Origin of the sequence: Morganella sp. B601 (genome assembly GCF_051172335.1) — a bacterium.
In the GTDB taxonomy this organism is placed as follows: Bacteria; Pseudomonadota; Gammaproteobacteria; order Enterobacterales; family Enterobacteriaceae; genus Morganella; species Morganella morganii.
The window spans coordinates 746,973-763,368 of record NZ_JBPIZE010000001.1; the positions used below are offsets into that span (position 1 = coordinate 746,973).

Sequence of the window (16,396 nt, forward strand, 5' to 3'; positions counted from 1 at the left end):
TGGAAGAAGCGATGGACTTGTGGGAAATCGCGATCATTAACCGCTACAACGAAGCGCTGGCCGCTTCAAAGGACCGATAATGTCATTGATGGATACCTTTGTTCAGGTCTTTGAATTTGATACCCGGCAGGCTGACAGTGCATTTGACCGTGTGCAGCGTTCAACGGATGACATTATCGACGGGATGAAGCAGGCGCAGACAGCCGCGCAGCAGGGAGCTGATTCTCTCGGCGGCGTGTTCACTGAACTCTGGCAGTCATTACAGGGGCTGTCCGGTGAGTATGCTGTTGATTTTTCCACGAACGCGGCTGATGTGGCAGAGCAGACCGGGGCGGTAAAAGCGCAGGTGGATGCGGTAACCGATTCCCTGTCTGAACTGGAATCTCAGCAGGCGGGATCAGATGCCGGATGGCAGGATATTCAGGCCTCACTGACGGGTACGGAGGCCGGTTATCAGGCGCTGGTTCAGGCAGTGGCAGCACTGAGCAGTGACACCGCCGTTCTGACGGATGAGGAGAGTCGCGGTAATGCAGTCCGGCAGCTGGCCCGTGGCATCATTAAAGCACTGCAGGGGGATTACCGTGAACTTGGCCGGATTGCGGAGGAAGCCGGTAAAAACAGCGTTGCAGCAGGCAGCAGCGAAGTCGCGGCACAGAAAAAAGTACAGGATGCACTGAGCAAAACAGACGTACAGTACCGGAAGGCCGGTGAATCTGTGGCCGGATTTGCCAAAAAAGCCCTGGCAGCTGTCGGCCTGTTTATGAGCGCCTCTGCCCTTGTCGGTGAATCCGTTGCCCGTGCCGCTGAAATCGAATCCCTGGATAAATTCGGCAAAAAAATCAATGTTGCCACGGCAGATGTTGATGCCTTTGCCGGGTCAGTGGCTGAACTCGGTGGTACCCGGGAGGCGGCGCAGTCAGATATGGAAGCGATGGCGAAATCATTCGGGTTCGCCGGTAACTCCATGGAAAAAATCCTGCGGACGGCTGACAAAGTGCAGGGGATGAAATTCGATAAGGCCAAAGCCACACTCGGTGCGCTCGGTGTGTCGGATGATAAAACCGTTGAGCTGATGATGAAAGGCCGCAAAGAACTCGAACGGATGATGGGGGTGCAAAAGGAATATTCCGGCATCACCAGAGAGAGCATTGAGCAGTCTGTCAAATTCAACAAATCCATGCAGAGTTTTAAACAGTCCTCCGGTCTGCTGAAAAACAGCTTTCTGGAGATGGTGATCCCGATCCTGGCAACAGGCCTGGAATGGGTCAGTAAATTTGTCGGCTTCTGCAAAGAAAACAAAACCCTGATCACGGGATTTTTTATTGCAGTCGGTATCGCACTGGCAACCTATTACGTTCCGCCGATGCTCGCGGCTGCTGCGGCCACACTGGCGGCCACATGGCCGATTATTGCCATTATTGCGGTCATAGCCCTGCTGGCGGCAGCGTTTGCGCTGGTGTATGACGACATCATGAATTTCATCGACGGTAACGATTCGATGATTGGCCGGATCCTGGATAAATATCCCGGACTGAAAGCCGTCATTCTGGCGCTGTGGGATGTTTTCAAAAAACTGTTTAATTTCATTATTGATGTTGCTGTTATTGTCGGCAAAGCGGCAGCTGATGCTTTCAGTCTCATTATTGACGCCGGTAAATCGTTGTGGAACTGGCTGCTCGGTTTTATCAAAAGTCTGGGGAACTGGGGCAAAAGCTTTCAGGGGGTTTTCGATAACGTCTCCAATGCTGTGGTTGGTATTTTCAAATGGCTGTGGAAACAGATAGAAGCTTACCTTGGCTGGATCAACAAAGGGCTGAATAAGATTAAAGAGGGCTGGGCGGCCTTTAAAAGCTGGTTTGGTGCCGGTGATGATGATATTGAGGTTGACCAGACCGTTAACCGCACGGTGAATGAACAGGGGCAGATTGGGTACGACATGCCGCCTGAAAAAACGATCAGTGAGGAGGACGCGGCAAAAATGGCGCAGGCCATGACCGCACATCTTTACGGTGTGTCAAATGACCCTATGAATCCTGTCACCAGTCAGGCGATCAGCAATCAGTCAACAACCAGTAATGAAACAAACGTCAGTATCGGTGAGCTTAAGATCGAAACACAGGCAACGGATGCACAGGGTATGGCGGCGGGAGCCAAAGATGCGCTCGGCTCTCAGTTGCAGGACTTTGGACATCAGACAAATACGGGGCTGGGGAAATGATTACGGAAGTGAAGATATTTGATACGGAATCCTTCACTACGCTGTTTGAGTCAGTAAATCCCGTTCAGCTGAACGTCCGGGATGAGCATAAGGCGACGCAGTTTCAGGTGGAATCCGGTGAAACCCGCAGTGACCATGTTGTGATTAATCCGGTGGAAATCGGCATGGATCTGATACTCACCGGTGAACTGAAAGATGCCTTTGAAGGCATGCAGCAGGCTTACGATCAGCATCAGCTTGTCGGTATTCAGACCAGGGTAAAAACCTATCAGCCGATGCTGATAGTCAATTTTTACCACGATGAAATCCCGGATATGGCGGACGCGGTGAAACTCTCCCTGCGCTTTACCGAATGGCGGACGGTTGAGCCGGAATACGGTGAACTGCCGCCGCGTAAAGTCGCGAAGAAAGAGCAGAGCAGCACGGTAAACCGGGGGAAAGTCCAGACAAAAGAGGCAGACGCCGCCACGAAGAAAAAAGGTTCAGCACTGGCAAAAGGTGTTGATTGGGTGGCTGAAAAAGTGGGGGGAGAATGAAAATCATACCACTGAATGCGGCTCCCAATCAGCGTCTGCGGGTTACCCTGGACGGACGGGAATGGGAGCTGACGATTAAAGCCGCACGGCGTGTGATGTGCTGTGATATCCGGTGTGATGACCGGGTGATTGTTCAGGGAATACGTATTGTTCCGGGGCAGCCGCTGATACCGTACCGCCATCTCACTCACGGCGGTAATTTTGCCCTGCTGACAGAGGGGGATGAACTTCCGTGGTGGGAACTGTTTGAAAAAACACAAACACTGATTTATTGGGGGAGCGATGATTGATTTGCGCCGGATCCGCTGCGGCATTGAACTTAACGGGCGTATGCAGTGGTATGAGGGATTGCGCATCCGGGCCGGGGGCACCAAATATGCCAATCCGCTGCAGAACGAATGCACGGTGAATATTGACGGACTGAACGCGGAAACCCGTACCATGCTGCTGACCGAAACCAGTCCGTTCGCCGGCAATAAATCCTCACCCCGGATTGTTGTTGAGGCCGGTCGTGCCGGTACCGGTATTTTCCGGATCTACACCGGTGATATTGTCAGTGCCGAAATCTCATCACCGCCCGATGTGATGCTGACACTGAAGGCGAAAACCGGCAATGCCAGCGCCCGGGACATTGTGTCACCGGAAGGTAAGCAACTGGCAAAAATGAGTGAGATTGCCGCTGATATTGCCCGTGACTGTAACGTGACCCTGAATTTTCAGGCAACGGATAAAAATATCGGCAACTGGTATTTCTGCGGTCCGGCGCTGAAACAGGTTGAACGGCTGCAGGAAGCCGGAAATGTGAAAGCGTTCATTGATGATGATGTCCTGTATGTCAAAGACAGTGATAAGGCACTTTCCGGAAGACTGCGGATCCTTAGTCAGAAAAGCGGCATGGTCGGTATACCGAAAGCCACGGAGAAGGGGGTTGATGTCACCTACCTTATCGACGGGGAATCCTCCCTCGGCGGCATGCTGCGTCTGGACAGCAAATATAACCCCGCCCTGAATGGGGATTACATTATCGAGCAGCTCAAATTCGATATTGCTTCTCACGACGATCCTTTCTTTTATCAGGCAACCTGCAAACGGGCCTGACACGGGCAAAACAATGAACAAACCAAACAGTGACCAGGCGAATGACGGCAGTCTCGCCGGGCAGTTTATGGCTGCGTTCCGTAATCTGCTGATGAATATTGATGACATGCTTCCCGCCACCGTAGTGAGTTACGACGATGCGACAAACCGGGCGGTAATAAAACCGCTGGTGATGATGGTCACCACGGAAGGGAAGCGGATCGGGCGTGGCGCACTGCCTAATATCCCGGTATTCCGGTTCGGCGGCGGCGGGTTCTTTATCCGGATGCCGGTAAAGCCGGGGGATTTCGGCTGGCTGAAAGCGAACGACCGGGATATCAGCCTGATTTTTCAGCGTGGCGGCCTGGAGGATGAACCGAATACGGCCAGGCTGCATACATTCAGTGATGCCATGTTTTTCCCGGACACGCTCAAAGGCTGGGTGATCGACGGCAAAAACGCGGACGCACTGGTGGTGCAGTCAACAGACGGTTCTGTGTGCTTATCCCTGCATAATGATAAAGCAGTCTTTGACGGCCCGAAATTTATCTCTAATGCGCCGGAAAACGAATTTAACGGCAATGTGACCGTCAACGGCAACCATGCCGTAAACGGTAACAGTGAATCAAACGGCGGCACTATGACGCATAACGGTAAAAATATCGGATCAACGCACAAACACAGCGGTATCCAGCGGGGTAATGAGGATTCAGGGGAGCCGGTATGAAGACCTTTGATGTGAACGGGAATAACGACCTGTTTACCGGAAATGACGGCAACATTGCCATTGTCAGTGGTGAACCGGCGGTAAAAAACGTTTGTGCGCAGTATGTGAAAGCGCTGCGCGGGGAAATGCTGCACAAACAGGATAAGGGGATCCCGTACTGGAAAACCACCTTCGGGCGACAGGCTGATCTGCCGCTGTTTGAATCCGCGTTCCGCGAGCGTATGCGGGAAATTCCGCAGGTGACCGCCGTCGTGTCATTCAGAGCCACGCTGAATGATAACGAACTGAACTATGTGGCTGTCCTGCAGACAGAATACGGGAGCATTACGTTAAATGGCTGACTATAAATACATTACCTCATCCGGTGTGATTATTCCGGATACCGCAGAACTGCGGGCGGCAGTTGAGGATGAATTCAGAGCCGTATTTGGTCAGGATCTGGATGTCTCCCCGGAAACCCCGCAGGGGGCGCTGATCACAATGGAAACGGAAAACCGTGATGCGGTAGTCCGTAATAATGCGGAACTGGCAAACCAGATTAACCCGGACATTGCCGGCGGTGTTTTTCTGGATGCCATCTGGGCGCTGATGGGCGGACAGCGCTGGGATGCCACTCAGTCGATACTGACGCAGGTTGAATTCGGCGGCGTCCCCGGAACTATCATCCCGAAAGGTTCACTGGCTGAAACGCAGGCCGGTAAGCAGTTCGCTACCACAAAAACGCTGATTATCGGTAAAGACGGGAAAATAACCGGCGATCTACGGGCGGTTGAAACCGGGCCTGTTGAGTGCCCGGCCGGTAAATTAAACACGGTAGCAAGTTCGGTTCTTGGCTGGGAAACGGTATCCAACCCGACCAGTGCGGTATTGGGGCGTGTTGCCGAATCTGATTTACAGTCCCGCCGCCGCCGGAAACTGACACTGGCAAAAAATACCGTCAGTGTCGGTGAGGCGATTACCTCCGCGTTATATGAGCTGGAAGGCGTCCGTTCGCTGGCATACCGCGAAAATTATACTGATACCCCGATGAGCCTGGACGGGATCACGCTGGTGCCGCACAGCGTATACGTGTGTGTTGAGGGCGGGGAAAGCGGGGAAATTGCCCGTGCTCTGCTGCGCACCAAAACGATCGGAGCGGCTTTCAACGGCAGTGAGGAGGTTGAGGTACCGGAGCCGGTCAGCGGACAGACCTATACCGTAAAATTTGACCGGGCAAAAGAGGTAGTCCTGTTCTGCCGCGTGACAGTGAAAAAAACATCACTGGATGCGCAGACGGTTATTCCGGCGGCGGTTGAGTCATGGGCCGGGGGCGAAACGGAAGGGGATGGCGGGCTGGTTGTCGGCCGCGAAGTTTCCCCGTTTGAAATATCGGCCGGTATTAATGTTTCTGAGCCGCGTTTGTTTGTCACACGGGTGGAACTGTCAACTAACGGCACGGACTGGTCATCCGATACTTACCCGGTAAAGCTGACTGAGGTTGCCAGAATCAGCCGCAGTGCGGTGCAGGTGGTATTTGTATGACACAGACTATTCAGCAGTTAACATTTCACTCCGATCTTCTGAGAGCTATCCTGTGGCAGTACGAAGGAGCGGATAATCTGAAAGCGCTGGCCCGTTTTAAATCGGACTGGTTTGAACGGGCAACCGTCAGTTTCTGGCAGAACTGGTACCGCGATGTGTTTAATATCGATACGGCCGGTGATTTCGGGTTGTCGGTATGGTCCCGCATTCTCGATGTTCCGCTGGGGATTGATATCCCGCCGAGCGACAAAGCAAAAATCGGTATCGGATTCGGTAAAAAGAAAGCCAATTTCCGGGCAAACTTCCGGCGTAATGCGGATTACACCCTGTCGCTGACACCGGAGCAGAAACGGCTGATTATCCGGATGCGGTACTTTAACCTGACCCAAAGCCCGACTGTCACCAATATCAATGAATTTCTTAAGCGTTTTTTCTGGAATGAGGACAGTAAAGTCTTTGTGCTGGATCCGCTCGATATGACGTACATGTACTACGTCTTCAACTTTAATCCGGATGAGCGTCTGCGCGTTCTGCTGGAAAACTTTGATCTGATGCCGCGCCCGTCGGGGGTGGGTGTCAAATACCGTATTGTGGCGAAAAAAGCTTTCGGCCACGGCGAACACCGTAAAAACTTCCTGGAAAGTAACTTCGGAGAATAATCCCCCATGACAAAAATATTTAAAATCCCCTTTGCAACACAGGGGGATCGCACTGCCGTGCCTGATGAAGTACAGGCAGACGGCTCATTGTCTTACACTCAGGGCTACGGTTACGATTATGAACGTGACCAGGCGACCGATCCGGCGGCCAAAGATATTGAACGCGAGAAGATGAACAGTATCTTCCATGATATTACCGGTGCGGTCGGGGAAATACAGGCGTTCGGTATGCCGGTGTGGGCGGAAGAAGGTAAGCCCTATGCTATCCGCAGTATCGTGTATCACAATAAAAAAGCCTGGCAGTCAAAGATTGAAAACAATAAGACCGAACCGGCTGCCGGTATCGCATGGACGGAACTGAAAGCGGATATGACCGCCGGGGATGTCGGAGCCTACACCAAAGGTGAGGCAGATAAAAAATTCCAGCCGTTGGGTAATTATCAGGTCGCAGGTTACAGCTATTCAAAAGCTGAATCTGACACCAATTTCCAACCAAAAGGCAACTACGCTCCGGCGGGTAACTATGCTCTGAAATCTGATGTTTATACCAAAACAGAGGGGGACGGACGTTATCAGGCGAAAGGTAACTATGCGCCGGCAGGGGACTATGCTTTCACCGCAGATCTGGAAAAGAAACTAGACAAGAACGCGGTGACTCAGACAACCGGGGCATCAACAACAAACACCATGAGTCAGAAAGCGATTACGGATGCATTACAAAATGCCGTCAATATCGACACTATTTATCCGATAGGTGTGGTGATCTGGTTTGCGCAGAACAAGAACCCGAACAGTTTGTTTCCGGGCACCAAGTGGTCATACATCGGTGAAAATAAAACCATCCGGCTGGCAAACAGCAGCGGTAATAATGTTCTGAGCAGCGGCGGGAGTGACAGTATTACACTGACAACCGCACATATACCGGCTCATAGTCATAGTTTTTCAGGGTCTACATCAAGCTTTGATTATGGGACTAAATCTGGGTCAGTTGGTTATTCAGGAGATCATTACCATCAATTATGGTCAGATATTACCACTGAACACGGCGGGTCTCCTGCAGGGTTAGGTGGGGGCAATGGATACTTGGGGGTAACAGGCTCTATTCATGGGTCACGTTCGCCTGGCTATTTGTCAGTAACCGGGTCAAATAAGCAATTAATATCGAACAGTGGTAATCATACACATACTGTTTCAGTAGGTATTGGGTCTCACAGTCATACAATAAGCGGAAACACATCTAATGCAGGTAGCGGATCTGCATTAAATATAACGAATGCTTATATTATGTTAATGGGGTGGTATCGCACTGCCTGATAAATATGTTAAAAACACTTGGAAAATAATATAATTTATTTTAGACTGAGTGTAACGCATATTTTAAAATACGGAATAAAAATGAATTCATTGGTAAAAGAAAATATAAATATTTTTTTGGGGCAATGCGATGGTAATAACTTGCATATCGCATTCGCAGTTGATGATAATTTCATTAAGCCAGTTGGTATATTGATAACTTCGATTGTCTATAACAACCCTGGCCAATGTTTTCATTTTCATATATTTACTGCGTCTCTTTGTGAGGGTAATTTAAATAAATTAAGGAAGATAAATGTTGGTAATTCTTCTCTTACTATTCATTTATTTGATGAGGAAATATTCGTAAGTTACCAAACATTAAAGAACTTACCATCTTCAATGTATTATAGGTTAATTATTCCGGCTATTTTGAATGGTGTAACCAGTCGTGTTTTGTACCTGGATGCCGATATTGTATGTAACGGAAGTATAGAGGAACTAGTTAATAAGGATATTAGTAATTACATTATTTGTGCGTGTTTAGACCCTGCGGTTATTACTAATCATGATAAACATGTATCAAGCCTGGGTATAGATAGAAATGATTGCTATTTTAACTCCGGGGTTATGTTAATCAACATTGATGAGTGGAATAAACAAAATGTGTTATCTCGGTTTAATGATCTTATCCATAAGAGGGAATATAAATTTCCTGACCAGGATGTATTAAATATTGTTTTACAACATAAAGTTTTATTACTGGATGAGAAATTTAATACATTTTCATCTAATGTTGAAAATTATAACAAAGCTGCTTTTGTGCACTTTGCGGGTGAAACTAAACCGTGGACAATTATTGCAAACAGAAATGATTTGTATATGAAATATTATGATTTATCACCTTGGGGGCAAGAAGGGTTATTAATGCCAAGGAATCATAAAGAATGTAAAAAATACGCATCTAGTTTATGGAAGGAACGTCGTTATTTTTATGGTGCTTTTTGGTTTTTTAAATATTTAATAAAAAAATATTTTAGTAAATAAATTGCGTTATATTTAACGGGGAGATAAGTCTTTGCGTTACTATCTCCCTGCCATTAGAAACATAATGGTATTCTCATCTCTTCACAATATTATATTACATTTTTTCTTAGGTTATTGATATTTATGCATGTTGTAACATGATTATATTGTGAAAAACCGCAGGAACTTATTGATATCTATACAATAAGCAATGAATTTAAAATCCCTCGGCCGCAAGGCTGTGCGGGTTCAAGTCCCGCTCTGGGCACTATATAGAAATTCATTGAGTTTTCAGTGAGTTAGAGTTAAGAAAAGCCACCCTTGCGGTGGCTTTTTTGTGTCTGAAATTTGCCTTAAGGCGCAAATTTTAGCAGCAAAGTGTCGACACTATATTGTATCCGTTTGTTTTATAAAATGATTTTCACCTATTCATGAGACAGTGGCTTTGTGATTCCGCTTGCAATAAATGGTGTTTTAACAGCGAACCCATCCATTAACACACTGATATATAGATATAATTTTCATTTTTCTTATCAATGTGGTTCCACAGCATCAATGATCTGCGGTTTTGTAATAAATTTAACCAGTGTTTCATGACTGACAAAGGTTGCGCCGCAGTTGATATTCCTGCACTGGTTATAACGTTCTTTGGTTTCATTGGTGAATTCGCGGGAACTGCGGGTATAAGCGGGGTTACTGCAAAGCGGGCATCTCATCATGACAGATTATCCTTTTTCATCATGGGGTTATGTAATGATAACAAACCGGACGGTTTCACCTCAAGTTCCAGATCAGATGTAAAACCATCTGCACTTAATGAGTGTGTTACTTTCGCTGTTATCCACTCTGCGCTGTCAATTTCCGGTTTGAATCCCTGAACGTTTACCGGCATTTCCGGATAGAGTTCTGCACGGCCTTTTGCCAGCCGGAGAGACAAGGTTGTAACACCATTCAGTATTTTTTCAGGGCGGCTTTTGCAGCACGTTCTGCATTGGCTTTGCTGGCATAGGTATGTGACAGCGTCAGAATATTACCGTCCTCTCCGGCGAGATAGCTGCCTTGCAGCCCGTCAGGCTGTATTTTTAACCCTGTTTTTTTCTTCGGCTTGCGGGTGTTCAGCCATGAGGCAATAACGCCGGTGTACGCGCCACGGTCGGCCAGTGAAAAGCGGTAGCCGTCACCGACGGACCGGGTGATGAACAGCGGCGGGATTGGTTTTCCGGACGCGGTTTTTCCGCTGCCCTGCGGCATAAACAGCAGTTGACCGTTTTTTATGGCCGCAACAGCCCCCTCCTGTTTGCCGAGCCGCGCCAGAAAGGAGCCGTCTGATTCGTTGGTCTGGTCGATATGGGCGATTTTAATCTCAGCGAGTTTCTTTTCGATCACCGGCTCCACGTTATTCCGCTTTGCAATGGTGGTGATGATGTCGCCCAGCGTTTTTTCGTGATAGGAAACCTCGCGCTTTGCGTTCAGTGACGAACGGAAATCGGCACTGCGGCCGCGTATGGTCAGCTTGTCAGGCGGTCCGCTGTGCTCTATTTCATCAACGGTAAATTTACCCTTAAAAATCAGCGGTTCGTTCTTCCAGCCTAAGTGCAGTGATAACACCTCGCCGCGCTTCGGCAGCATCATTTTGCAGTCGGCATCATCGATCTCGATGTCCAGTTGGTCGGCTTCAAATCCGCGGTTGCCCGTCAGTGACAGCGAGATAAGCCGCCCCTGAATCCGCTCATTGATGTTGACGGACCCGGCAGAAAGCGAATACGCCGGGGCGCATTCACTGCCGGTGAGGAAGAAATCGGTCATGACAGTAACCCCGTGATGCCGTCAGCAATGTTGTTTCCGATAGTGGCGGCCGTATCACTCAGTGAATCCAGGTGCGCACTGATATCACCGAACATCTCCGACAGCGATTCATCAACGCGGGTGAGTTTGATGGTGAAATCAATCTTTCTGGCCGCGCTGTCGTGAAAAAACTCACTTTTGTTTTTGCTGATGGACTCAATGACATACATCCCGTAAATGGTTCCCTCGCCGCCGATAAACGACCAGGCTTTACCGCTGTCGGCCATGGCTTCCAGCGCCATCATGGAAAACTTACCGCCGCTGATTTCCGGGCAGAGTGTGCCGGACAGGGTAATCGGATCATTGGACAGCCCCAAAAATTGCCAGGACGGCCGCTTGCCGACCCGGTTGTTATACGCAAAGCGGTATTGTTTTTCTTCCTGCATTCCCTGAAACGGCACGGTTCGCAGCTCAAACACGAACAGGCCGAGTACAATCTCAGATGCAGCCTGTTTCATGGTGGCCGGGAGGTTCTTAATATCCGTGATGACTTGATCCCACTTGGTTTTGATGGTGATTTTCACGGTTTCCCACAGATCAGACATGTATTTTTTGATGCCGTCCCGGTTTTTATAAATCAGCCCGACAAGGGTGTAGTTCAGGAAATAATTTTTTATTCCCACCCATGCTCTGCTTACAAAAGATTGAAAATAATAATACCGAACCGGCTGCCGGTGTTGCATGGACGGAACTGAAAGCGGATATGACCGCCGGGGATGTAGGGGCCTACACCAAAGGTGAGGCTGATCAGAAATTTCAGCCTCTTGGTAACTATGCTCTGAAATCTGATGTTTATACCAAAACAGAGGGGGACGGACGTTATCAGGCGAAAGGTAACTATGCGCCGGCAGGGGACTATGCTTTCACCGCAGATCTGGAAAAGAAACCAGACAAGAACGCGGTGACTCAGACAACCGGGGCATCAACAACAAACACCATGAGCCAGAAAGCGATTACTGATGCATTACAGAATACCGTCAATATCGATACTATTTATCCGGTAGGTGTGGTGATCTGGTTTGCTCAGAACAAGAACCCGGACAGTTTGTTTCCGGGTACACAATGGTCATACATCGGTGAAAATAAAACCATCCGGCTGGCAAACAGCAGCGGTAATAATGTTCTGAGCAGCGGCGGGAGTGACAGTATTACACTGACAACCGCACATTTACCGGTTCATAGCCATAGTTTTTCAGGGTCTGCATCAAGCTTTGATTATGGGACTAAATCTGGGCCAGTTGGTTATTCAGGAGATCATTATCATCAACTATGGTCAGATACTATCACTGAAACACAAGGACAGACGGTAGGGCTGGGCGGCAGCAATGGATATTTGGCGGTAACTGGCTCTACTCATGGGTTCACATTCACCGGGCTATTTGTCAGTAACCGGGTCAAATAAACAATTAATATCGAACAGTGGTAGTCATACTCATAGTGTTTCAGTAGGTATTGAGTCTCACAGTCATACAATAAGCGGAAACACATCTAATACAGGTAGCGGATCTGCATTAAATATAACGAATGTTTATATTATGTTAATGGGGTGGTATCGTACTGCCTGATAGATATGTTAAAAACACTTGGAAAATAATATAATTTATTTTAGACTGAGTGCAACGCATATTTTAAAATACGGAATAAAAATGAATTCATTGGTAAAAGAAAATATAAATATTTTTTTTGGGGCAATGCGATGGTAATAACTTGCATATCGCATTCGCTGTTGATGATAATTTCATTAAGCCAGTTGGTATATTGATAACTTCGATTGTCTATAACAACCCTGGCCAATGTTTTCATTTTCATATATTTACTGCGTCTCTTTGTGAGGGTAATTTAGATAAATTAAGGCAGATAAATGTTGGTAATTCTTCTCTTACTATTCATTTATTTGATGAGGAAATATTCGTAAGTTACCAAACATTAAAGAACTTACCATCTTCAATGTATTATAGGTTAATTATTCCGGCTATTTTGAATGGTGTAACCAGTCGTGTTTTATACCTGGATGCCGATATTGTATGTAACGGAAGTATAGAGGAACTAGTTAATAAGGATATTAGTAATTACATTATTTGTGCGTGTTTAGATCCTGCGGTTATTACTAATCATGATAAACATGTATCAAGCCTGGGTATAGATAGAAATGATTGCTATTTTAACTCCGGGGTTATGTTAATCAACATTGATGAGTGGAATAAACAAAATGTGTTATCTCGTTTTAATGATCTTATCCATAAGAGGGAATATAAATTTCCTGACCAGGATGTATTAAATATTGTTTTACAACATAAAGTTTTATTACTGGATGAGAAATTTAATACATTTTCATCTAATGTTGAAAATTATAATAAAGCTGCTTTTGTGCACTTTGCGGGTGAAGCTAAACCGTGGACAATTATTGCAAACAGAAATGATTTGTATATGAAATATTATGATTTATCACCTTGGGGGCAAGAAGGTTTATTAATGCCAAGGAATCATAAAGAATGTAAAAAATACGCATCTAGTTTATGGAAGGAATATCGTTATTTTTATGGTGCTTTTTGGTTTTTTAAATATTTAATAAAAAAATATTTTAGTAAATAAATTACGTTATATTTAACGGGGAGATAAGTCTTAAAGATTTGTGCTACTATCTCCCTGCCATTAGAAACATAATGGTATTCTCATTTCTTCACAATATTATATTACATTTTTTCGTAGGCTATTGATATTTATGCATGTTGTAACATGACTATATTGTGAAGAACAGCAGGAAACTATTGATATTTATATAATAAGCAGTGAATTTAAAATCCCTCGGCCGCAAGGCTGTGCGGGTTCAAGTCCCGCTCTGGGCTCATATAGAAATTCATTGATTTATCAGTGGATTATAGTTAAAAGAGAGCGACCTTTATGGTCGCTTTTTTTTGTACACAGAAAATCCCCGGCTATGCCGGGGGATATTTATTGTGCTTCAAATCGCACTTCACTTTTCCCCGCTCATACTCACCAAAATCCCTTTAAAGTACTGGCAGTATCCATATCTCATCGTTTTATAAACCATTCTGATCATCGTCATTGCGCTTAAACACAACCCCCTACCCACGGCGATAGTTTGATGATTAAATGATAACCCGGAAATTTCAGACCAGTAATCAAGAGATAAATCATGCAAAATAAATACATTATGACGATTTTGATTAGTACCTTACTGTCAGGCTGCTCTGCGTTTGAAAATAATCACGGGATTAATTGGGGAAGTGGTACTTGCCCGGAGCCATCCACTGATGAAATTGCAGCGTCAGGGCATCTTAAAATCATGGATGGCAGGACACTGAAATGTCAGTTGCACCCTTATGTCAGTAACATGGCCTGTCAGGGTATTACGGACAGCACGAACGCAGACGGCATGGTTTGTCAGGATGCATCAGGAAAGGGAATGTTATTTATCTTTGATGACAACGGAGTGCTCAAAGGACATAAGTCGCTGCAGAATTGAACCGGAATGAAGCACAGAAAATACAGAGGTATCAGTCCTCTCATCAGGTCAAATCCTATTCCATATCGCCAATTCTCTTTGCTAATATAACTATAATACTAAAGTCACTGATGACCGGGGACAGACACGGAAGGCACCGTTAAGGGATGAACATGAAAAAAAGTTTATTTTTAATTTTGGGAATTATGCTGATTGTTGGCTGTCAGGTACCGGCAAAAAACAGAGCAACAGACGGGATGTCTGAAAAATGGGGAAACAGCCTTATCCGTTATTCTGCCGGGCAGGCACTGACAACCACTGACAGCAAAAAAACAATTACCGATAACGCGTATAAGAATTGTAAGAAAGAAATGAATGAAGCGGTGGATATGCTGGTTGAGGATATCTCAGCGGATAGCGCAACCAAAGCCGCCGCGAGAAAAAAAGCATTTGTGATGATAGAAGAAGGGTACAGACAAGAGATTGTTCCTGAGCTCTATAATGCTATTGATGAAGTCAGAAAATTATAACAGGCACAAAAATTACCGTGCTGTTATGACCCCGGAAGTAATATCCGGCACCTGAATTCTGCAGGTGCCGGTGTTTTCTTAAATTCTTCAAGACAGGTAATTTTTGCAATCAGATTTTTCCGCTCATCGCAGGATAATAAATTAACAGTATTATCTGTGAGCAGCGCAGAGTGATAATAACGCAGTGCTGTTTGTAAATCCTCACCGGATAATGTTCAGATCCGGGAGTTTGTGGAATGCTTAAAAACGGTGACAGGATCGCGTTTTTTTCATTATCTGAATGATAAGCAAGTTAAAACAACGTGTCTGATGTGCGGACATAATGGCAGGCAGGTTATAGATGAAACAAACTATACAACAGCGCAGGACAGGCTGGATAACAAACCTCCGCATACGTTCGTCACATTTTATTACCATACTCCGGGGATTCCGGCAGACAGTATAAACCATTATTATTATCGTCTTATCTGTGATAACTGTGGCTTTGTGACTCAGCACAGCGCCAGATATGTCATAAACTGGCTGGATGAAGAATCACTCCGGGAACAACATCTGACGGATGCTGAATGGGTAAATATGCCGGAACCGGTTACTGCAGAGCCGGACGGAAAATAACTGCACATATAATACCGGGTGATAACGCCCGGTTTTTTCTTTTCTGTATTCCCCGGACTGCGTTTTTAATCACCACCTTCTTGCTCTGTCATCAAAATATTATGATTTTTAAGAACTTTACTTTGCCTTAGCGGCAAGGTTCAATGTCATACGCAGAATTACCTGCAGGAAAAGGTGAACGGAGGATATATGGAAGATGGTTTAATGGTTATTGCGGGGCTGGCGCTTGTTGCCGCAGTTGCAGGTCTGGTAAAGCCTTCTCTTGTGGGGATGAAGAGCCGTGTTGGTGCGGTATTGGGTTATCTTATTATTTTCATTATTTTTTTAGTACCCGCGTTAATACTGATGCCGGACTGACAGAATAATATCTGAATTGTTCAGACATTGTGGAGAGAGCTTTATTAAATGTAAATATGGTAAAGTTATTTCTTATCACATTGACCTTTCCCTTAGGGCAACCTTTATGATTAATTCCATCAACCAAATACGAAAAAGGAATTAATCATGAAAAAAACACTTATTCTCACTGCTCTGTTATCCGGCGTTATGACATTCGGGGCCGTGGCAAATCCGGTATTGTTAAGTGGAGATATGCATGCTGTTACCACTCCGGTGCAGAAAGAGTTGGGTGATTCTATGATGCGTATGCATGATGATATGGCAAAAACATTATCTGAGCAAAATGCGGATATTGCATTTGCTGAAGGTATGATTGCACATCATAAAGGGGCCGTTGAAATGGCACAAATTGAACTGAAATATGGTTCAGATCCGGAAATGCGTAAGTTAGCTCAGGACATTATTGATGCCCAGGGGCCGGAAATAAAACAGATGCAGGATTGGCTTAAAAATAATAAGCCAGCAAAGAAATAAACATTTAATA

At 46.0% G+C, this 16,396-nt stretch carries 19 protein-coding genes and 1 pseudogene; 17 read left to right on the plus strand and 3 right to left on the minus strand.

The genetic code is table 11. The annotated features are described in order from the left end of the window. The first annotated feature begins 79 nt into the window (after positions 1-79). From ACSBQN_RS03725 to ACSBQN_RS03770, 10 genes are all read left to right on the plus strand, one after another. Positions 80-2,218: a hypothetical protein gene (locus ACSBQN_RS03725; RefSeq protein ID WP_354633221.1), complete on the plus strand. Its 2,139-nt coding sequence runs from the start codon at positions 80-82 to the stop codon at positions 2,216-2,218. Beyond that, positions 2,215-2,754, plus strand: a complete 540-nt coding sequence (locus ACSBQN_RS03730) for a phage baseplate protein (RefSeq protein WP_354633222.1) — start codon at positions 2,215-2,217, stop codon at positions 2,752-2,754. The genes ACSBQN_RS03725 and ACSBQN_RS03730 overlap by 4 nt, the downstream gene beginning before the upstream one ends. Then, positions 2,751-3,044 (plus strand): phage baseplate plug family protein, encoded by a 294-nt coding sequence (locus ACSBQN_RS03735; protein WP_163628293.1) that lies wholly within the window; start codon positions 2,751-2,753, stop codon positions 3,042-3,044. The genes ACSBQN_RS03730 and ACSBQN_RS03735 overlap by 4 nt, the downstream gene beginning before the upstream one ends. Further along, on the plus strand, positions 3,037-3,852 hold the full coding sequence (locus ACSBQN_RS03740; RefSeq protein ID WP_354633223.1) for a baseplate hub protein: 816 nt from the start codon (positions 3,037-3,039) through the stop codon (positions 3,850-3,852). Before ACSBQN_RS03735 ends, ACSBQN_RS03740 begins: the two co-directional genes overlap by 8 nt. A 13-nt stretch (positions 3,853-3,865) precedes the next feature. After that, positions 3,866-4,558 (plus strand): Gp138 family membrane-puncturing spike protein, encoded by a 693-nt coding sequence (locus tag ACSBQN_RS03745; RefSeq protein ID WP_354633224.1) that lies wholly within the window; start codon positions 3,866-3,868, stop codon positions 4,556-4,558. Beyond that, positions 4,555-4,899, plus strand: a complete 345-nt coding sequence (locus ACSBQN_RS03750) for a phage related-protein (RefSeq protein WP_046024501.1) — start codon at positions 4,555-4,557, stop codon at positions 4,897-4,899. Before ACSBQN_RS03745 ends, ACSBQN_RS03750 begins: the two co-directional genes overlap by 4 nt. Next, positions 4,892-6,079 (plus strand): baseplate J/gp47 family protein, encoded by a 1,188-nt coding sequence (locus ACSBQN_RS03755; RefSeq protein WP_354633226.1) that lies wholly within the window; start codon positions 4,892-4,894, stop codon positions 6,077-6,079. The genes ACSBQN_RS03750 and ACSBQN_RS03755 overlap by 8 nt, the downstream gene beginning before the upstream one ends. Next, positions 6,076-6,738, plus strand: a complete 663-nt coding sequence (locus ACSBQN_RS03760; protein ID WP_354633227.1) for a DUF2612 domain-containing protein — start codon at positions 6,076-6,078, stop codon at positions 6,736-6,738. Before ACSBQN_RS03755 ends, ACSBQN_RS03760 begins: the two co-directional genes overlap by 4 nt. Before the next feature lie 6 nt (positions 6,739-6,744). Continuing rightward, positions 6,745-8,052 (plus strand): phage baseplate protein, encoded by a 1,308-nt coding sequence (locus tag ACSBQN_RS03765; protein WP_354633228.1) that lies wholly within the window; start codon positions 6,745-6,747, stop codon positions 8,050-8,052. Positions 8,053-8,133: 81 nt separating this feature from the next. After that, on the plus strand, positions 8,134-9,078 hold the full coding sequence (locus ACSBQN_RS03770; RefSeq protein WP_354633229.1) for a glycosyltransferase family 8 protein: 945 nt from the start codon (positions 8,134-8,136) through the stop codon (positions 9,076-9,078). A gap of 512 nt (positions 9,079-9,590) precedes the next feature. Here the strand turns inward: ACSBQN_RS03770 and ACSBQN_RS03775 are convergent. The 3 genes and pseudogenes from ACSBQN_RS03775 to ACSBQN_RS03785 all read right to left on the minus strand — a co-directional run bounded on the left by ACSBQN_RS03775 (position 9,591) and on the right by ACSBQN_RS03785 (position 11,360). After that, entirely contained in the window at positions 9,591-9,776 is a 186-nt protein-coding gene (locus tag ACSBQN_RS03775) for an ogr/Delta-like zinc finger family protein (RefSeq protein ID WP_108656618.1), read from the minus strand. After that, a pseudogene (locus ACSBQN_RS03780) lies at positions 9,773-10,863 on the minus strand (phage late control D family protein). The gene ACSBQN_RS03775 and the pseudogene ACSBQN_RS03780 overlap by 4 nt, the downstream one beginning before the upstream one ends. Then, positions 10,860-11,360 carry a phage tail protein gene (locus ACSBQN_RS03785; protein ID WP_434991619.1) on the minus strand — a complete coding sequence of 167 codons (501 nt, stop codon included), beginning with the start codon at positions 11,358-11,360 and terminating at the stop codon, positions 10,860-10,862. The pseudogene ACSBQN_RS03780 and the gene ACSBQN_RS03785 overlap by 4 nt, the downstream one beginning before the upstream one ends. Before the next feature lie 245 nt (positions 11,361-11,605). Between ACSBQN_RS03785 and ACSBQN_RS03790 the strand changes: the two genes are divergently transcribed. The 7 genes from ACSBQN_RS03790 (at position 11,606) to copM (ending at position 16,386) form a co-directional block, all read left to right on the plus strand. Further along, positions 11,606-12,304, plus strand: coding sequence for a phage baseplate protein (locus tag ACSBQN_RS03790; RefSeq protein ID WP_434991598.1), 699 nt, complete (start codon positions 11,606-11,608; stop codon positions 12,302-12,304). Between the two features lie 305 nt (positions 12,305-12,609). Then, positions 12,610-13,494, plus strand: coding sequence for a glycosyltransferase family 8 protein (locus ACSBQN_RS03795; protein ID WP_434991599.1), 885 nt, complete (start codon positions 12,610-12,612; stop codon positions 13,492-13,494). Positions 13,495-14,059: 565 nt separating this feature from the next. Further along, the gene (locus tag ACSBQN_RS03800; RefSeq protein WP_227989257.1) at positions 14,060-14,389 is read left to right on the plus strand and encodes a hypothetical protein; all 330 of its coding nucleotides are present in this window, start codon (positions 14,060-14,062) and stop codon (positions 14,387-14,389) included. Between the two features lie 152 nt (positions 14,390-14,541). Next, positions 14,542-14,898 carry a hypothetical protein gene (locus ACSBQN_RS03805; RefSeq protein WP_318668205.1) on the plus strand — a complete coding sequence of 119 codons (357 nt, stop codon included), beginning with the start codon at positions 14,542-14,544 and terminating at the stop codon, positions 14,896-14,898. A gap of 231 nt (positions 14,899-15,129) precedes the next feature. Next, positions 15,130-15,513 (plus strand): hypothetical protein, encoded by a 384-nt coding sequence (locus tag ACSBQN_RS03810; protein ID WP_241770823.1) that lies wholly within the window; start codon positions 15,130-15,132, stop codon positions 15,511-15,513. Between the two features lie 189 nt (positions 15,514-15,702). Then, positions 15,703-15,870 carry a hypothetical protein gene (locus ACSBQN_RS03815; RefSeq protein ID WP_153642582.1) on the plus strand — a complete coding sequence of 56 codons (168 nt, stop codon included), beginning with the start codon at positions 15,703-15,705 and terminating at the stop codon, positions 15,868-15,870. 147 nt (positions 15,871-16,017) lie between these two features. Continuing rightward, on the plus strand, positions 16,018-16,386 hold the full coding sequence (gene copM, locus ACSBQN_RS03820; RefSeq protein ID WP_004904251.1) for a CopM family metallochaperone: 369 nt from the start codon (positions 16,018-16,020) through the stop codon (positions 16,384-16,386). The last annotated feature ends 10 nt before the right edge of the window (positions 16,387-16,396 follow it).

What these genes read in the sequence shown, in the direction of transcription:
- ACSBQN_RS03725 (WP_354633221.1), top strand. Translation starts at nt 80, where the DNA reads ATGTCATTGATGGATACCTTTGTTCAGGTCTTTGAATTTGATACCCGG.
- ACSBQN_RS03730 (WP_354633222.1), top strand. Translation starts at nt 2,215, where the DNA reads ATGATTACGGAAGTGAAGATATTTGATACGGAATCCTTCACTACGCTG.
- ACSBQN_RS03735 (WP_163628293.1), top strand. Translation starts at nt 2,751, where the DNA reads ATGAAAATCATACCACTGAATGCGGCTCCCAATCAGCGTCTGCGGGTT.
- ACSBQN_RS03740 (WP_354633223.1), top strand. Translation starts at nt 3,037, where the DNA reads ATGATTGATTTGCGCCGGATCCGCTGCGGCATTGAACTTAACGGGCGT.
- ACSBQN_RS03745 (WP_354633224.1), top strand. Translation starts at nt 3,866, where the DNA reads ATGAACAAACCAAACAGTGACCAGGCGAATGACGGCAGTCTCGCCGGG.
- ACSBQN_RS03750 (WP_046024501.1), top strand. Translation starts at nt 4,555, where the DNA reads ATGAAGACCTTTGATGTGAACGGGAATAACGACCTGTTTACCGGAAAT.
- ACSBQN_RS03755 (WP_354633226.1), top strand. Translation starts at nt 4,892, where the DNA reads ATGGCTGACTATAAATACATTACCTCATCCGGTGTGATTATTCCGGAT.
- ACSBQN_RS03760 (WP_354633227.1), top strand. Translation starts at nt 6,076, where the DNA reads ATGACACAGACTATTCAGCAGTTAACATTTCACTCCGATCTTCTGAGA.
- ACSBQN_RS03765 (WP_354633228.1), top strand. Translation starts at nt 6,745, where the DNA reads ATGACAAAAATATTTAAAATCCCCTTTGCAACACAGGGGGATCGCACT.
- ACSBQN_RS03770 (WP_354633229.1), top strand. Translation starts at nt 8,134, where the DNA reads ATGAATTCATTGGTAAAAGAAAATATAAATATTTTTTTGGGGCAATGC.
- ACSBQN_RS03775 (WP_108656618.1), bottom strand. Translation starts at nt 9,776, where the DNA reads ATGATGAGATGCCCGCTTTGCAGTAACCCCGCTTATACCCGCAGTTCC.
- ACSBQN_RS03785 (WP_434991619.1), bottom strand. Translation starts at nt 11,360, where the DNA reads ATGAAACAGGCTGCATCTGAGATTGTACTCGGCCTGTTCGTGTTTGAG.
- ACSBQN_RS03790 (WP_434991598.1), top strand. Translation starts at nt 11,606, where the DNA reads ATGACCGCCGGGGATGTAGGGGCCTACACCAAAGGTGAGGCTGATCAG.
- ACSBQN_RS03800 (WP_227989257.1), top strand. Translation starts at nt 14,060, where the DNA reads ATGCAAAATAAATACATTATGACGATTTTGATTAGTACCTTACTGTCA.
- ACSBQN_RS03805 (WP_318668205.1), top strand. Translation starts at nt 14,542, where the DNA reads ATGAAAAAAAGTTTATTTTTAATTTTGGGAATTATGCTGATTGTTGGC.
- ACSBQN_RS03815 (WP_153642582.1), top strand. Translation starts at nt 15,703, where the DNA reads ATGGAAGATGGTTTAATGGTTATTGCGGGGCTGGCGCTTGTTGCCGCA.
- copM (WP_004904251.1), top strand. Translation starts at nt 16,018, where the DNA reads ATGAAAAAAACACTTATTCTCACTGCTCTGTTATCCGGCGTTATGACA.